Annotated in this window: 15 protein-coding genes; 9 read left to right on the forward strand and 6 right to left on the reverse strand. The window is 31.5% G+C overall.

Features of this window, described 5'->3' with window-relative positions; translation table 11 throughout:
* The first annotated feature begins 137 nt into the window (after positions 1-137).
* Positions 138-1,754 carry an amidohydrolase gene (locus F8154_RS01135; protein WP_151859745.1) on the forward strand — a complete coding sequence of 539 codons (1,617 nt, stop codon included), beginning with the start codon at positions 138-140 and terminating at the stop codon, positions 1,752-1,754.
* 56 nt (positions 1,755-1,810) lie between these two features.
* Here the strand turns inward: F8154_RS01135 and F8154_RS01140 are convergent, their stop codons facing one another.
* From F8154_RS01140 to F8154_RS01150, 3 genes are all read right to left on the reverse strand, one after another.
* Positions 1,811-2,317 carry a hypothetical protein gene (locus F8154_RS01140; protein ID WP_151859746.1) on the reverse strand — a complete coding sequence of 169 codons (507 nt, stop codon included), beginning with the start codon at positions 2,315-2,317 and terminating at the stop codon, positions 1,811-1,813.
* A gap of 198 nt (positions 2,318-2,515) precedes the next feature.
* On the reverse strand, positions 2,516-3,724 hold the full coding sequence (locus tag F8154_RS01145; protein ID WP_151859747.1) for an alanyl-tRNA editing protein: 1,209 nt from the start codon (positions 3,722-3,724) through the stop codon (positions 2,516-2,518).
* Between the two features lie 44 nt (positions 3,725-3,768).
* A complete protein-coding gene (locus F8154_RS01150) occupies positions 3,769-4,767 on the reverse strand; it encodes a hypothetical protein (protein ID WP_151859748.1) in 999 nt (332 codons plus the stop codon).
* A 127-nt stretch (positions 4,768-4,894) separates the two neighbouring features.
* On the opposite strand from F8154_RS01150, the gene F8154_RS01155 reads away from it, so the two are divergent.
* On the forward strand, positions 4,895-5,323 hold the full coding sequence (locus tag F8154_RS01155; protein ID WP_151859749.1) for a hypothetical protein: 429 nt from the start codon (positions 4,895-4,897) through the stop codon (positions 5,321-5,323).
* A gap of 27 nt (positions 5,324-5,350) precedes the next feature.
* On the opposite strand, the gene F8154_RS01160 is transcribed toward F8154_RS01155, so the two are convergent.
* Entirely contained in the window at positions 5,351-5,842 is a 492-nt protein-coding gene (locus F8154_RS01160) for a hypothetical protein (protein WP_151859750.1), read from the reverse strand.
* A gap of 227 nt (positions 5,843-6,069) precedes the next feature.
* Here F8154_RS01160 and F8154_RS01165 point away from each other — a divergent pair, with 227 nt between their 5' ends.
* Positions 6,070-6,951: a hypothetical protein gene (locus tag F8154_RS01165; protein ID WP_151859751.1), complete on the forward strand. Its 882-nt coding sequence runs from the start codon at positions 6,070-6,072 to the stop codon at positions 6,949-6,951.
* Here F8154_RS01165 and F8154_RS01170 read toward each other — a convergent pair.
* Complete coding sequence (locus F8154_RS01170; RefSeq protein WP_151859752.1) at positions 6,946-7,617, reverse strand: hypothetical protein; 672 nt, start codon at positions 7,615-7,617, stop codon at positions 6,946-6,948. The two genes, F8154_RS01165 and F8154_RS01170, sit on opposite strands and share 6 nt — an antisense overlap.
* A gap of 260 nt (positions 7,618-7,877) precedes the next feature.
* Between F8154_RS01170 and F8154_RS01175 the strand changes: the two genes are divergently transcribed.
* The gene (locus F8154_RS01175; protein ID WP_151859753.1) at positions 7,878-10,103 is read left to right on the forward strand and encodes an Eco57I restriction-modification methylase domain-containing protein; all 2,226 of its coding nucleotides are present in this window, start codon (positions 7,878-7,880) and stop codon (positions 10,101-10,103) included.
* A complete protein-coding gene (locus F8154_RS01180; protein ID WP_151859754.1) occupies positions 10,096-10,779 on the forward strand; it encodes a hypothetical protein in 684 nt (227 codons plus the stop codon). Before F8154_RS01175 ends, F8154_RS01180 begins: the two co-directional genes overlap by 8 nt.
* Here the strand turns inward: F8154_RS01180 and F8154_RS01185 are convergent.
* Positions 10,776-11,636, reverse strand: coding sequence for a ComEC/Rec2 family competence protein (locus F8154_RS01185; RefSeq protein ID WP_151859755.1), 861 nt, complete (start codon positions 11,634-11,636; stop codon positions 10,776-10,778). The two genes, F8154_RS01180 and F8154_RS01185, sit on opposite strands and share 4 nt — an antisense overlap.
* 164 nt (positions 11,637-11,800) lie before the next feature.
* On the opposite strand from F8154_RS01185, the gene F8154_RS01190 reads away from it, so the two are divergent.
* The 4 genes from F8154_RS01190 (at position 11,801) to F8154_RS01205 (ending at position 15,736) form a co-directional block, all read left to right on the forward strand.
* On the forward strand, positions 11,801-13,228 hold the full coding sequence (locus tag F8154_RS01190; RefSeq protein WP_151859756.1) for a hypothetical protein: 1,428 nt from the start codon (positions 11,801-11,803) through the stop codon (positions 13,226-13,228).
* Between the two features lie 95 nt (positions 13,229-13,323).
* A complete protein-coding gene (locus F8154_RS01195; RefSeq protein ID WP_151859757.1) occupies positions 13,324-14,604 on the forward strand; it encodes a tetratricopeptide repeat protein in 1,281 nt (426 codons plus the stop codon).
* 8 nt (positions 14,605-14,612) lie between these two features.
* Positions 14,613-15,350, forward strand: a complete 738-nt coding sequence (locus F8154_RS01200) for an MBL fold metallo-hydrolase (RefSeq protein ID WP_151859758.1) — start codon at positions 14,613-14,615, stop codon at positions 15,348-15,350.
* A 77-nt stretch (positions 15,351-15,427) separates the two neighbouring features.
* Positions 15,428-15,736 carry a hypothetical protein gene (locus tag F8154_RS01205; protein WP_151859759.1) on the forward strand — a complete coding sequence of 103 codons (309 nt, stop codon included), beginning with the start codon at positions 15,428-15,430 and terminating at the stop codon, positions 15,734-15,736.
* Positions 15,737-15,774: the final 38 nt, after the last annotated feature.

Raw genomic sequence — 15,774 nt, forward strand, 5'->3', positions numbered from 1 at the left:
CCTCCTTTATATATGCATATAAAATAATTACAATAAATATATCATAAAGAAAAGTATTCTTCAAAAATTACTAATTATACAAATAAAAAGTAAAGTATGCTAGTATAAGTATAACAACAAATGATAGGAGGCAAACTGTGGAAAATAATACTATATATATAAACGGAAATATAATAACCATGGATGATGAACAGCCTAAGGCTGAAGCTATTTATGTTAAGGGAGATAGCTTTTATAGGGTAGGTAGTGTAAAAGAAGTTATGTCTTATTCAGATGATAATACTAGAGTTATTGATTTAAAGAATCAAACTGTTCTGCCTGGTATGAATGATAGCCATATGCATCTTATAAGCTATGCACTATCAACAAAGAAGGTAGATCTGCGGCACTGTAAATCATTGGAGGATATAAAAAATAGCATTAATGAGTACTTGAAAAAAGATGAGTTCTTCTTTGGTGACTGGATAGTTGGTCATGGTTGGAATGATGAAGACTTTAAGGATAGAGGGTATCCTATTGCAGAGTTTTTAGATGAAATATGTAGGGATAGACCTATATATTTATCAAGAGCATGCTATCATATTGCTGCTGTAAATACCAAGGCTTTAGAGCTAGCCAACATAAATAGAAAAACTTTGGACCCTGATGGAGGGAAAATAGATCGTGATAATGCAGGTAATCCAACAGGAATTTTAAGAGAAAATGCACTGCTATTAGCCTATAATACTATCCCTATGCCTAAAGATATTAAGCAAATTAAAGAGCTAATAAAAGCAGGAATAAATGATGCCTTAAAAATGGGCTTAACATCAATTCAAACCGACGATTTTAAACATGTAGGAGGCTATGAAAAGGTTCTTAAGGCATATAAAGAATTGGAAAAGGAAGGGGAGCTGGATTTAAGGTTAAACCTCCAAATGCTATTATATTTAGAAGAGCTAGAGGGCTTTTTAAAGCTGGGAATTATAACAGGAGAAGGTAGTAATATTCTAAAATATGGCCCCTTAAAGGTATTAGCCGATGGCTCTTTAGGTGGTAAAACTGCTGCGTTAGAGAACCCATATGAGGAAGATGAGGATAACTATGGAATTCTAATATATGAAAGTGAGAAGCTAGAGGCTCTTTTGAAGTTAGCCTCTGATAATGGATTACAGTTGGCTGTTCATGCCATTGGTGATGGAGCAATGAACCAGCTATTAACAATATATGATAAGCTTTATAAAAACAAGAAGCAACATAGAGCCAGACTTATTCATTGCCAAATAACTAATCCTAAAATAATTAGTAAGATGAAGAATTTAGAAGTAATAGCCGACATTCAACCTAGTTTTTTAATGACTGATATGAAAATGCTATTTGATAGAATAGGTGAAGGAAGAGCTAAGGATAGCTATAGCTGGAAATCAATGCTTAAAAATGGAGTTGTAGTTGCTGGGGGTTCTGATAGTCCTATTGAATCCTTTAACCCATTCTTAGGTATTTATGCTGCTGTAACTAGAAAAGACATGGAGGAGAAGCCAGAAGGTGGATGGTATCCAGAAGAGAGTCTAACACTAGAAGAAGCAATTAAAATATATACAGTAGGCAGTAGCTATGCAAGCTTTGAAGAAAACTATAAAGGAAAAATTAAAGAAGGTCATTTAGCAGATTTCATTGTGTTAGATAGAGATATAAGCAAAATATCTCCTTTAGATATTAAAAATATAAAGGTTAAAGCTACTTATGTAGGTGGAGTAGAAAAATATAGAGGGTAAATAATTGTCTTAGTTTTAAGGGTTATTAGAATAACTAATAACCCTTAAACACCAAGCTATTGCGATAGTATGCTACTTAATTTCCATTCTCCCTTTTCTTCTGTAAATATCATTGTAATAACTGGTATATATTCGGCATCCTTTAGAATTATTTCATATCCTGTTTCAAAGGTTTTTCTATTGGGTGAAAGCTCATAATATCTTTGTCTTAATACTGTAGGTGCCTCTGAAATATGGCTAAAATCAAAAATGAATTCTTTATTATCCTCTTTAAATATTAGCTTATCTTCTAAAACCTCAGTACTACTGGTTACTGCATTCTTTATGGTGTCTAAATCTTTTTCATTCATTGCAGCATATATTTTTCTTGCCATTAAGTCTAGTTTGTTCCTCAGTTCATATTGAGCGGTATAATACTCTTTAATAGCTTGATTCTCTGTTTCTAATTCTTCTATTCTGTTTTGTAGAATTGTAATTTCAGCGGTATTGTATCTAAAATAAGAGAAACTGACAATTAATACTACTACAACAATAATAAAAACTAGTAACTTGTTTATATGCATGGTTTGCCTCCTGATATTAAAATGTAAATATAAGTAAATTATATCATAATACAATATTAAAAAAACCTTAATCTCAGAAATGTAATAAAATTGTAATTATATTTTATAATTAAATAAGCAAAGGCTGCCGGAATGTCAGCAGCCCTTAAGTCTTATTATAGACTGATGAAACAATTTAACTATTTCATCAGTCTAACATTAAACATATTCATGCTTTAGCTTCATAATAGCAGCCTGTAAAAGACCTTCAAGATTATTTCCATTAACTCCTCCACCTTGAGCAGTTACTGAGGTTCCTCCACCTTTACCATCAATTAAAGGAATAACTTCTTTTAAAAGCTTATTCATATCTATATTGACATCACTTGAACGGGTAAAGACCACCTGTACCTTTTGGTTTTTAGCTGCCAGTAGAGCTATAGTTTTAGGATACCCATTTATTAGTGAAGACAATAGCTGTAGATGCTTCATATCCTTATTTTCAAACATCTTAACAATTATTGAATAATCCTTAATTTTATCTGCATTATTATAATAGTCATTGACTTCATAATCTAACAGGGTTTTATTCAGCTGATTAAGCCTTTTATTCATGCTTCTGTTTTCCAGATAAACCCTCTCTACAGCCTCAAAGGTCTCAGCATTTGGTACGGATAGAATATTTGAGATTGAATTAATTGCTTCATTCTTCAACTGATAATCCCTAAAGGCCCTTAAACCGCAAAGAAATTCTACCCTAGCAATTCCCCGTATTTTTTCCAGCTTTATTATTTTTATTACTCCTACTTCACCAGTATGACTTAGATGAGTACCACCACATGGTGTACAGTCAACATTTTTAACTTCTATTAAGCGAATGTTTTCTTCTACTGCTGGTACCTTTCTTAAGGGTAGGCTGCTTAGCTCTTCATCTGAAGGATATAAAGCAGATACTGGAAGGTTTAAGTATATAATATTATTGGCTTCCTCTTCCACCAAGCTTAGCTCATCTAAAGTGAAGGAATCCCTGGGCAAATCTATTGTTACAGCCTCTTTACCGAGGTGAAAGCCAACTGTATTACAATTAAACCTCCTATAAAAAACTGATGATAAAATATGCTGCCCTAGATGCTGCTGCATAAAATCATGTCTTCTTTTCCAATTTACGGTACATTTCACTTGATTTTTTTCTGTTGGTTTACTATTCACCCTATGATATATTTTACCCTCGGTTTCAAACACATAGTCTACATAAGCAGAGGCTATCTCTCCTTCATCATTTGGTTGTCCACCACCTTCAGGATAAAAGGCTGTTTCTGCTAGTTCAATTAAGTATTTACCATTGTTTTCTTTATCCTCTTCAATTGAAAGGATGTCTGTAGTAAAGCTAGTTAAATATTGATCTTCCCAAAAAAGCTTTCTTGTCATTCTATCCACCCCATATACTCTTAAAATTACTATATATGATTATATCACTGATATAGGGTTTCAAACATACCTTTTAATGATTTTTTTGGAAGATAAAAAACTTCGCCATTAGTATTAATGAGCCTGTAGTTTTGATTATTTATGTTATAAAAGAACTTAAGATTATCCTGGGAATCTTCTATTACTGCTGTTTTATGTTTAAATACAGACTGTGATACCTCCCCCAATATAAAGTAATTAAACTCATGGCTCCAATAATAGGATTGCTTAAAGGTTTTGTTTTCTGTTAAAATAAAATCATCTTCTGTTGGAAATGTACTAGAATTGGCAGTATATTTATGTAGACTAGTTATCGAATTAACCTTGATCTTATCATTTGTAACAAAGTTTATTGCTGTTTCTTCTATAACCTTATTCCAAGTGTTTTTGCTTCCTTCGGGAGAAAGCCAGCCTTCATTGTATATTTCCTCATAGTATAGGGTTTTTTGCCATACCCTCTTAAAATCATCCACTATGTAATAATAAATATCTACAAACTCTTCATAAAAGAAGCCACCAAATTCTTCATCCAATACCTGGTATACTAAAAGCATTTTATGGGTTTGGGAAGGAATACTTAGAAATTCAACCTTCTCGACAGGAACTAAATTCTCTATATGGCTGTGGTACAGATACTCATCACCCATAAGGACAAAAACAACAGCAACAGATATATCCTTAGAGAGATTAAGTATAACTACTAACTGCTCAGTATCAATTGGTAATATTTTTTCTTTGTATACTTTAACATCAATATAGTTTATAAAATCCTCCCATGTGTTATAGTTTATTACCTTTAGTGTTATTCTAATTAAATGGGATTTAGCCTCCTCAGCTTCTGGCTTATTTAACTCCTCAATTAAACCAACAGGTACTTTATAGGATGCTGAGGGTAGGTATCGATAGGTTTTTAAATAATTTGAAGAGCTAGTAAAAAAATTGTATAAAACAAAACTACTGAAGGATATTATTAGTAGTAAAGGAATAAGAATAATTTTTTTCATGCTATCCACCTCATTTAAATATATGACAATAAAACATAAACTATATTTAATTTTTATAATATAAGCCTTTAATATTAATATGTTACCTGTTATAATTTAAGGTATCAAAAAAGGAAGGTTGGGGTTTATGAAAGGATTAACAGCTCAAAATGGCTTACAGTTTACTGTTGATATAGGCTTTAATATAATACTTGATTCCAGTGAATATAAGTGGTTTGAAAGACACTTTGGAAATTTGATTAGCTATGATAGCAAGCTAATGGATACAGGAGTGAATATCTCCTTTAAAATAAATATAAATGAAGAGCTAAGCAGAATGGGAAGATTTAAAGATGTACCAAGTAAAACAGAAGTAAAAAGATACCTACCTATAGTTTTAACCAGTGATACATACCTTAAAAGTGACATTGTATTTCTTAAGAATGTTAATCAGTACTATATTGAGAAGGAGAAGGCTAAAGGGAGAAGAATAACTAACGAAGCAATAAATGTTTTTGAGAAGGTAAAAGAATCAATTAATGAAGTAGAGATTAGTATCAATAATTTAATGCTATAATAAAAAACCTTAGGTTCTATAGAACTACTAAGGTTTGCTTTTTTGCTTTATATCTATCTTTACTTTTTCCCATTTATATTGCTTTGCAAGAAAAAGGGGATCTAACTGCTTTTCTAGTTTTTCCTGTTCCTCTATAATATCTAAAGTGTAGCTTAAGCTCATTCGTACTATAATATCAGATATGTTTTTCCAATCATCTACACTTATACTATTATATGCATACTCTCTGGCAAAATCAATTCCATGATTAATCTTAAAGGGCTCCTTAAGGTTTAGATTATTAGCTAGGAAGCTTTTAAAGGTAAAATCAATAGTGTTCCTATTACTTAAATATTTCTTATATTGTTGCTTATAATAATATTTAACATTACTAAAAATAACCTCTTTATCCTTTAAAGCAAGGTTTTTAATACCTTCCTTTATTTCTTTAAAATCAATAGTATTAGCATCTGACAAATCAACACATTTTCTTTGACTTTTTTTGCTTTGATAATTTTTTAGCCCTATAACTTTTGTCAAAATAACCCTCCTTATGCTTGTCTGTCCTTATGTCATCACGTATAATGATACATGGGCAAAGTATATTTTACAACATAGTTAATCCTCATATAGCTTAATTTGAAGTAATTAGAAGCTTATTAGGTATGCAATACAGCTTTTTATTCTATTTTATATGGTTTATTAGTGTTACTATAGATTTGTTAGGGCTATAATCTAAATATAATATTAGTGGGGTGAAGTTGTCTATGGAATTTATAACTGAAGAAATTATTACCTATGTCTATAACAATTATGATAATAAGCTTTTAAAGAATATTGAAGATGTGTTTTTTGAAAGAGTAAAAAAGAATAAACAGCAATTTGCTGATTGGTTAGTATATGACTATATAAATTCTAATAAGCTATCCTTTGGAGAAATGTTTTTGCAGAACATGAAAAATAATATAAAAGAAGAAAAAAGAGAGTTTATTGAAGAAGCAATTAAGGGGTTTTTAAGTATTTATGAGGTTACAAAAAAAACTAAGGATAGGGTGCTACTTAAAAATCTTTTTACCCATGTTGTCTATTCAGTTCCTTTTGGCCATATTGAAGAGGATATTAACAAGCACGACATGGTTGCCTGTAGAATAGTAGGGGAGGATAGTAGATTTGTAAGTGACAATATTATTGTGCTTCCTAGTCAATTTAAAACAATGCTGGTGGGATATGTAGTTGAAGCCTACGACATGAAAAAAAACCATAGCATGTATATTACCTATGAAGAGTATTTTAAAGGATATGCTATAGAGCTTTTGGAGATAATTGATAAATTACTTTCTTTTCAAAATCAAGCTGCAGACATAACCCTATATCAAAGCAGCTATGCTGTAAAGGACTATAATATAATAAAAGAATACTTAAAAGGCTTAAGCTCAGCTATTGAATTAGATGATGATATTGAAATATACACGTTATTAGATCATCAAAAAACGGCTATAGCAGAAATAACATTAGAAAAACAAAGGCTGGAGGTTGCCTGCAATAGTAAGGAAGATAGAAACAGAGTTAAAAAACTTTTTGAAGGACAGCTGAAAAATAGAATTATCCACTTAAAGGATGAGGAGTTAACTATAGATGACATACTATAGCCTTGTATCCAGTAGCAAGCCTGCTAAGGAGGAAGCCTCTAAATCCTCCTTTTCATAGTTATTTGATGTAGTTGAAGGGGTAGCCTTTATGCTTTTAAATATTTTGAAAAGCTTTTTAACTAGCCCTCTTTTATAGTCAAATAAAAAGAAAAGATACTCTGGGTTGGACCTTATGTTGCTTTCTAAGACAGAGGGCTTGAACAACAAAGAATAATCCTCCATAAGAGTGACACCTATTCTTGCTAGCTGTGGTTTATAATCAAGCAATAGGTCCTCAATAGATTTACTATAATGGCTAATTTTAAGCTTCTCTTCAAAGGCCTTTAAGCTTAAAAAGGCATTATTATATTTCAACACAAGCTCCTCCAATTGATTAATAATATCCTGAAGGGAATCATCGGCCTTACTTTCCTTAAAGCTATTTAAAAGATCCTCTAGCTCCTGCTGATGTAGATAAAATTTCTTATAATGCTCCCTAAGCTCTGCTAAGTTTTCGTACATACTGTTGGTAAAGAGCATAAAATTCTCATTAGCATAAGAAGTGTTATTTTTAACAGGTTTAATTACGTCTACTGGAGTAACATTAGCTATATTTTTTACAGAGGTTTTTCTATCCACGTACATTCTTGAAATTCTATCACTACTTACTGATGATATTTTCTTCATTTCAGCACCTCCCTACAATAAAGGCTATTACTTTATTTATCGTATTAAATATCAAATTTAATAAGCAAATAATAAACTTTTTTGCTAGAAATTTTTAAAAGAAGGGATTTATCATATTTTGTAGAATATTTTAAGTAACCAACAAACACTTTTGTTTGGTTGTCTCAATCATGTAAATGCCCAAATATGTGATTGAAATAGGTGAAGATACTTTCTTCACCTGTTTTTTTTAATAAGCTTTATAACTGGAGGTAATATGTATGTATAAAGGATTTCAATATGAGTGCAGGAGATTCTTGGTGGACCATATGATGGATTGTAGCCTCCTTGATATAGAGAAACTATTATGGATATATTTAAATATTTATTTTAATTATATACCCAATAATTCTGGTTTTATTTGTAAAGATGAGTTTCTAAAGAAATTAAGTGAAAGCAAAGACTTTAGCCACTATAAACCTATGTATTTCCATATATCACAGGAAAAATATGATAAGCTAAATAGCCTAATAGCTAATAATATAAAAGATAAAAAAGCAAATATAGATTTAAAGGAGTTAGAGGGTTTATTTGAAGGACTATTGCTGGATAAAAACCGATCTAAAACTGGCACATATTATACACCCAGCTCCATAGTAGAAATTATGGTGGCGAAGGCCCTAGAAGCTTTTATTGAAGGTTGTGAAGGGGAATCTGTTGCTAAAAGGGTTATGATGGGGGAAAATCCATTTACAGATAAGGAAAAAACTAAAGGGATGCTGTCAAAGCTTTTATCAATTAAGGTAATTGATATTGCCTGTGGTGGTGGAGTTTTTTTAAGAGAAGCATTAAATGTATTATCAAATTTAATAATTGGATTATACAGCTCCATTGATATTGATATAGATGCTTTAACTATAAAAAAAACACTATTAGAGAAAAGTATATATGGAGTAGATATGCAGAAAAATACCGTAGCATTATGCAAATTATTGCTACTGATGGAGTATAAAAGAGATGGTAGTAGTTCAAATAAAGAAGCTATCAATTTAAACATTTTTGAAGCAGATGGATTATTGCTAAAGGAAATTAATGGTGAGCCAATTGATAATTCATTTGATATTGTCATAGGTAACCCACCATATATAGGGGAACGTGGCAACAAACAGCTTTTTAATAAAATAAAAGCAACAGAATTTGGAAATAGATACTACGAAGGGAAAATGGATTATTTTTATTTTTTTATCTACAAAGGGTATGAGCTATTAAAGGAAAATGCCACAATAACCTTTATTACTACAAATTACTTTGTTACAGCCGATGGGGGACTTAAATTAAGGTGTTTCTTAAAGGAGAATATGAGCTTTTCTTGGTTAATAAATTTCAATAGCCTAAATCTATTTAAAGAGGCTAAAGGCCAACATAATATTATATTTCAAGCTAAGAAAGGTAAAAACTGTAACAGGATTGAGCTTATAAATATAGATAATAGAAAAATAAAGCTCCATGGCCTAGCTGGTATTGTTTTTGGAGATGTTAAGGAGGAAGGTGTCTCGAAAACACAATTACCAAGGCAAGAGCAGCTTTATGACTTTCATGGTAATATTCTTATTAACAAAGATGTAATTAATGATAAAATACTAGATAAAATAGCTGGGATTTCTAATTGTAGCTTAGGGGAACTATGCAACATTAATCAAGGAATTGTAAGTGGTGCAGATCGATTAAATGAAAAGTGGGGAGAAAGGCTACAGCTGGAGAATGAGACTGGAAGGGGAATTTTTGTTTTAAATGATAAGGAGATAGAGGAGGCTGGATTAAATAAACAAAAGTATAATAAACTGTTAAAGGATTTTTATAAAAACAGCGATATAAAAAAGTACTGTGTTTTAGAGAACAAAAAATTCAAAATTTTATATATTAATGATACTAGTGTTGAAAACATTCAAGAGCTTCCAGAGCTCCATAGTCATTTAAATGTATTCAAAGATCAATTAATTGAAAGGCGTGAAGTAAGGAACAATAAAAGGAAATGGTACTCCCTACAATGGCCTAGAGATGAAGAAATATTTAATGGAGAAAAAATAGTTTCACCACAAAGGGCTGCAGAAAACTCCTTTGCATATCATGATGGACCATTGTATGCAAGTGCAGATGTGTATTTTATAAGCCCTAAAAGCAAAGTATCCTTATTATATCTTTTAGGAGTACTAAACTCTTCACTGATGTATTTTTGGCTTTTTAATAGGGGAAAGAGAAAGGGGGAACAGCTTGAGCTATATGCTACTCCTTTAAAGGCAATACCCATAGTTAATATTGATAGCAAAGAAACCAATAAAATTATAAGATTAGTGGATGAAATATGTAATAATCAAGTAAATCAGATAATGCAACAGGTAAGCTTAATGGAAATAGACGAAGCTGTTTTCTCTCTTTATCAGCTGGATAAAAGAGAAAAGGAAGCTATAAGAAAATTTGTTAGTGACAGGAGGAAAACAAATGATTAAAAAGGCAAAATTACCTCTACAGGACATGTTAACTGCAATAGATTCACTTTCTCCATTGGATATTCCCAGTGACATGCAGCTTAAGAAAAAGCTCTTTTCAAAGGGAAGCCTTAAATTATTTAAGGGAGAAGGCTTAGATAGGTTTGCTACCTTGACGATCAAAGGTTTAAATCTATATCACTATGATTTTGGAATTGCTTTTCCTAAAGCTTCAACCCCGTATCCAATGTTTTTATATCAAGTTATAATTGTACCCAAAAGGGTTTTGGCTTTAACCCATTATCCCTTTTATAGGGCAAAGGATGAAAAGGCAATAAACCATTTGGCTGATTTATTAGAAGAGGATAAATATCATGCAGAAATGCTACTATCCAGCTCTAAACAACAAGAATTCTTAGCAGGGGATATAATCCCTAATTCCTTTAATGGATTCATTAGAACTACTGAAATAGATGATGCCTATGATAGTATAAAGGAGCTTTTTAAGCAATGGCACCACGGATTAATTAATAATAGTATTGAGGCAACAGAAGAAGAAGCTAAGGAGGCAAGCCAGTGGACTGAAGGCTTTTGTAAAAGGTTTTATGAGAAAGATTATGGCTACAGGTCAACTAGCCGTTATCTTGGAGAAAGATGGACAAGGGAAGTCTTTGAAAGGTATATATTTAACCTCTAGTTAGAGGGCTTCTTGTTGGTCCATATTTCGTGGCCATCGCTGGAAAATACCAGAGTACTATGTAGGTCTGTTCTGTATATTAATATATTATTTGATTGTAGACGTTCTATTACCTCTTTGTGGGGAAAGCCATAGGGGTTTTCTCGACCCACACTAATGACAGCCACATTAGGGGAGATAACCTCTAAAAAATCCTGATGGGTTGACGTATTACTTCCATGATGGCTTACTTTTAAAAAATCACTTTTTAAATAGCTGTGGTTATAGCTGTTTATAATGTCCATTTCAGCAGTAACCTCTATATCACCTGTAAACAAAAAGGATTTATCCTTATAGGTTAACTTTGCTGTTGCACTCCAATTGTTTAAGTTATCACCATAATCAAATAAAGGACCTAATATAGAAAGTGTAATATCATCTTGAATTTCATACTGTAGACCAGCTTCTGCAGCAGTTATTTTAAGGTCTTTATCCTTTATTGTTATTAGTAGCTCCTCGAAGGCCTTACTGGTGTGGGCAACTGGAGGCATAATTATTTCATTAACCTTAAAGTCTTCAATAACATCAGCTAATCCCCCAATATGGTCAGCATGGGGATGGGTTGCAATCAAAATATCTATACTATTTATTTCATGTTTTTTAATATAGTTGATAATATCCTTACTATATTTAGCTTCACCACCATCAATTAATATAGTTTTACCCTCTGGTGCAGTTATTAATATACAATCCCCTTGACCTACGTCAATAATATGTATATTAAGGTTACGTGTATCTATAGCTTCATTACAGCCAGTAGCCAACAGCATAATTAAAAAGGCTAAAGTAAGTATTAGGATGTTGTATTTTATTTTCATATTTTTTTATTTCTCCTTAAACTTTTTTCCTCAGTTTAATAATATAGAAAACAAGGGGAAAATAAAAGACCATATAAGCTACAATGTAAAAGCTATAGAAGTATAGCTATAGTAAATAATGGAAATGGTATGATTAAGTCAAATACAATTATGGAGGTTAAGGTATGATAGTGGGGAAAAGGACTATAATTATTCTGATGGTTAGTCTTTTGGGGCTGACAAGCTGTACATCTGAGCCTCAGCAAGGGGATACTCAATTAGTATTAGAGGAAGCTACACCAACTACCGCCAGAGAAGCTGCAGAAAAGCAGAAGGTTAGTTTAAATAAAAATCAAGACACAATAATAGTTAAAGGTGAATTATATGAGGATTTCACCTTGTTTGAATACAATGGTTTTACACATCTAATTAATAATGCTACAGGGGAGGTTATTGAAATATCAATAGATGACTTATCCTGGCAGGTAAAAGAGGACTTTCTAAATGGAGTTGACTATCCTACAAATATAGCTATTGAAAAAACAACCACAGGCTTTTTATATTTTTTGGATAGGGGTAAGTATTTTAGCTTACATCATTATTTTGATGGAGAAAGCACATTAATAAATGAATGGCTTTGTAAATCATTATATAAAATAAGCAGTGATAAAAGCAGAATAGCATTTCTTGATAATTTGAATAAGAAGCTATATGTTTATAATGTAAATAATAATAATCTATATGGCTTTTCTGCCGATAGATTAAATATAAATAGTATTATAAATCACTTTGATGAAGCTGTTACCCTTTCTCCAAAGGGAGGCTTTATAACTATTCAAATTAGAGAAGGGGAAGAAATAGTAGGCTTTAAAAGCTATGGTACTACTAAGGGCACATTAATACATGATTTAATTTATGGCATTTACCCTAGATGGAGTAATAATGAAAAAATAATTGGATACTTATACCTAGATAAGAATAAGGAATTAGTAAAAAGAGCTATACAGGATAAAACTGTTTATTTATCAAGTAAAATTGGACTATATAACAGAATAGGTAAAGGGAGTATAAATATTTTAACTGAACTAGAAGATTCAAACTATATTATGGGTCCCCTTAAGTGGGCTAAGGATGATAAATCCCTTATATTTGTTAGTGGAATAGAAAGGGGAATTAATATCCATTTGATGGATATAAAAAGAAGAAGTATAATAAGCTATAGGGACAATAATCAGGAGAATACATGCATTAATATCCATGATGTATTGAAAAGGGATAGATACCTTATATATACAACCAGCTTAAATAATAGTTCATATAATTTGAAGGTGGTGGATTTAGAAGGTAGTGGTATAATTATAAACAGCCAAGTAAAAGGCTTTAAAAATAGTAGGGGAGATAATGCTGATTACATAGGCTTTTTAGAGATAAAGGATGGAATTATGTATGTGAAAAATAATTCCCTTTATATATTAGATGGAACCGATAGTCACATATTTTTTAGAAATAAATATCCTATTAAAGCAATAGAATATATTAGTAGCTTAGGTGGTTTTGTGGTATATCTGGAGAAAGCTACTACAGAGGCAGTTATAATACCCTTTGATGTATAGCTGTAACCATCACATAATTGATTATTGTGTTAACAAATCATATAACATATAGTATGATATATAGTAGTGCGGGCTAGCTTAGGAGGAAGTTTTATATGAGAATTTGTTTGTTTTTTCCCAGCAAAAAAAACAGGGTAGATTTTATTAAGAATGAGTTTAAGGTTGAAAAAATTACTATAGAAGAAAACAAAATGATTTCACCCATTATACCAGGTATATCAAATATGAAATTTAAAAATACTATTAAAAAAATTCCTGGGTACTGGCTGGAAATAGTTTTTAATAAAAGCATTAATGGTAAAGCCCTTTACAACACCATTATGAAAAAGAAGGATTCATTAACTACGGATAAAAATGTATTTTATCCATTGGTTGATATGAGTCCAAGAGAATTAGAAAGACTATGGTTAAAGAAATACAAATTAATGGACCTAGATATACCAGCAGATGATAGTTGGCGATTATTCTATATGGAGGCTAAAAGTCACCTAAAGAATAAACGCTACAATGTGTGTTTTTATGGATTAAAGGTTATATTAAAGTATAATCCCTTTTTCTTTAAAAAATATAAGAGATATTATATTTTTGAAGAGCTTGCCTATTATTATGAGGAAGCTAATAACCTAGGTAGATCAATCAACTGCTTAAAAACTCACATGATGCTTCAGCCAGATTCTATAGAGCCTTACCTTAATATGAGTAGCTTCTTTATAATTAACGGTATGGAGGAGGAGGCAGTAAAAACCTGTCAAGAGGCGTTGAAAAAGAAGCCAAATAACAAGTTTTTAATTAGCAATCTAGTTATTGCTTCAAACAATCTAGGTAACTATGAATATGCAGTGGAATACCTTAATAAAGCTATAAAAAGACAGCCAAGCAATGCATTCTTTTGGAAATTAATGGGTGATGTTTTGTATGAACTAGAACGGAATAACGAGGCAGTAGATTGCTATGAAAAAGCCTTGGAAAAGCTAAAGGTTAAAAAGGCAGATGACTTTACTATAGATTTATATAATGGTATAGCTGCATCAAATTTTGAATTAGAAAATTATGAAGAGGCTATAAAGTATTACATTAAGTCACTAAAATTATCACCTGATGATTCTTATACATTATTAAGCCTATCTCAAATTTATCTTTATAAGCTTAAGGATGAAAAAAAGGCTCTATTACACACAAAAAAGCTAATTGAAATGTTTCCTGAAAACGGCTATGCCCATTATCAAATGGGGGTTATATACTTTCAGCTAGAAAACTTCGAAAAAGCACAATGGCATCTTTATAAGGCAAGAAAAATTATGCCTAGCTATGAGCCTATTAATGAAGCTATCAAGTTTTTAAAGCAGGTTAAGCAAACTAATGTAAGTGAAGGGTGAATTACAAAATGAAGCTAACGGTGTTAGGCTGTTATGGTCCATATCCAAAGGCAAATGGTGCCTGCTCAGGTTATTTACTGGAGGATCAAGATATTAAAATATTAATTGACTGTGGTAATGGAGTGATATCAAGGCTTTTTACACATTGTAATGACTTAAATAAGCTGGATGCCATTTTCATAAGCCATCTCCATCCAGATCATATGAGTGACTTGATGGTGTTAAGGTATGCAATTGCAATTGGTCAAATGATGGGAAAAATAACTAAGCCTATAAGTATATTCTTACCCTCTAGCCCTTTGGAGGATTATAATCGAATACCCTATCAACAAGCCTTTACTAGAAGCATAATAAATGAAGAGCTAAAGGTTAATATTAAAGGACTAGATGTTAGCTTTTTTAAAACAGACCATCCAGTAGAATGCTATGGTATGGTATTTGAAAATAACAATAAAAAATTAGTGTACTCAGGTGATACTAAGTTTTTTCCTGAATTAGCTGATAAAATAAAGGGCTGTGATTTGTTTTTGTGTGAAGGTGGTATTTTAGAAAGGGATATTACCGACTCTACTCCCCACCTTTCTGCAAAGCAGGTGGGTGAAATAGCAGTGGAGGCAAATCTCCGTAGAGTAATACTAACCCATATTTTTCCTGCAACAAATACAAATTTGATTTTTAAGGAGGCAACAGAGGTTTATACCAACATATTAGAAATTGCAGAGGAAGGTAAGACCTATTATATATAGAAAGCAAAGTATAATATTTATTTTACTTTTAGGCAAAAATACTATTGATTATTTTATTTAAGAAGGGTGTGTTAATCTTGTTAAATAGTATTTTTGAAAGAAGAGTTAAACTGAAATATGGATATGATTTATACTTAGAAATACCTGAAAAGGAGTATTTACAAATCTACGAGGATGTAAATGATGAAGCTGCCCATAATATTATTAATCTCTTTTTACAGTATCACAGAGACGATGGGCGACCGAAGGATATAAAAATAAACTATGATTCAAAAAACCGCACTGTAAATATTCGTGCCTTTCTTGATTACGAGGATAACACCCATTCAGACGAAACTACTTCACCCCATAGATATCTGTCGGTTATAAGTAAAAAGCACCTCTAACAATAGCAGAAGGTCTAGTGACTTTCTGCTATTTTTTT

It is taken from the genome of Alkaliphilus pronyensis (assembly GCF_009017275.1).
Classification (GTDB): domain Bacteria; phylum Bacillota; class Clostridia; order Peptostreptococcales; family Natronincolaceae; genus Alkaliphilus_C; species Alkaliphilus_C pronyensis.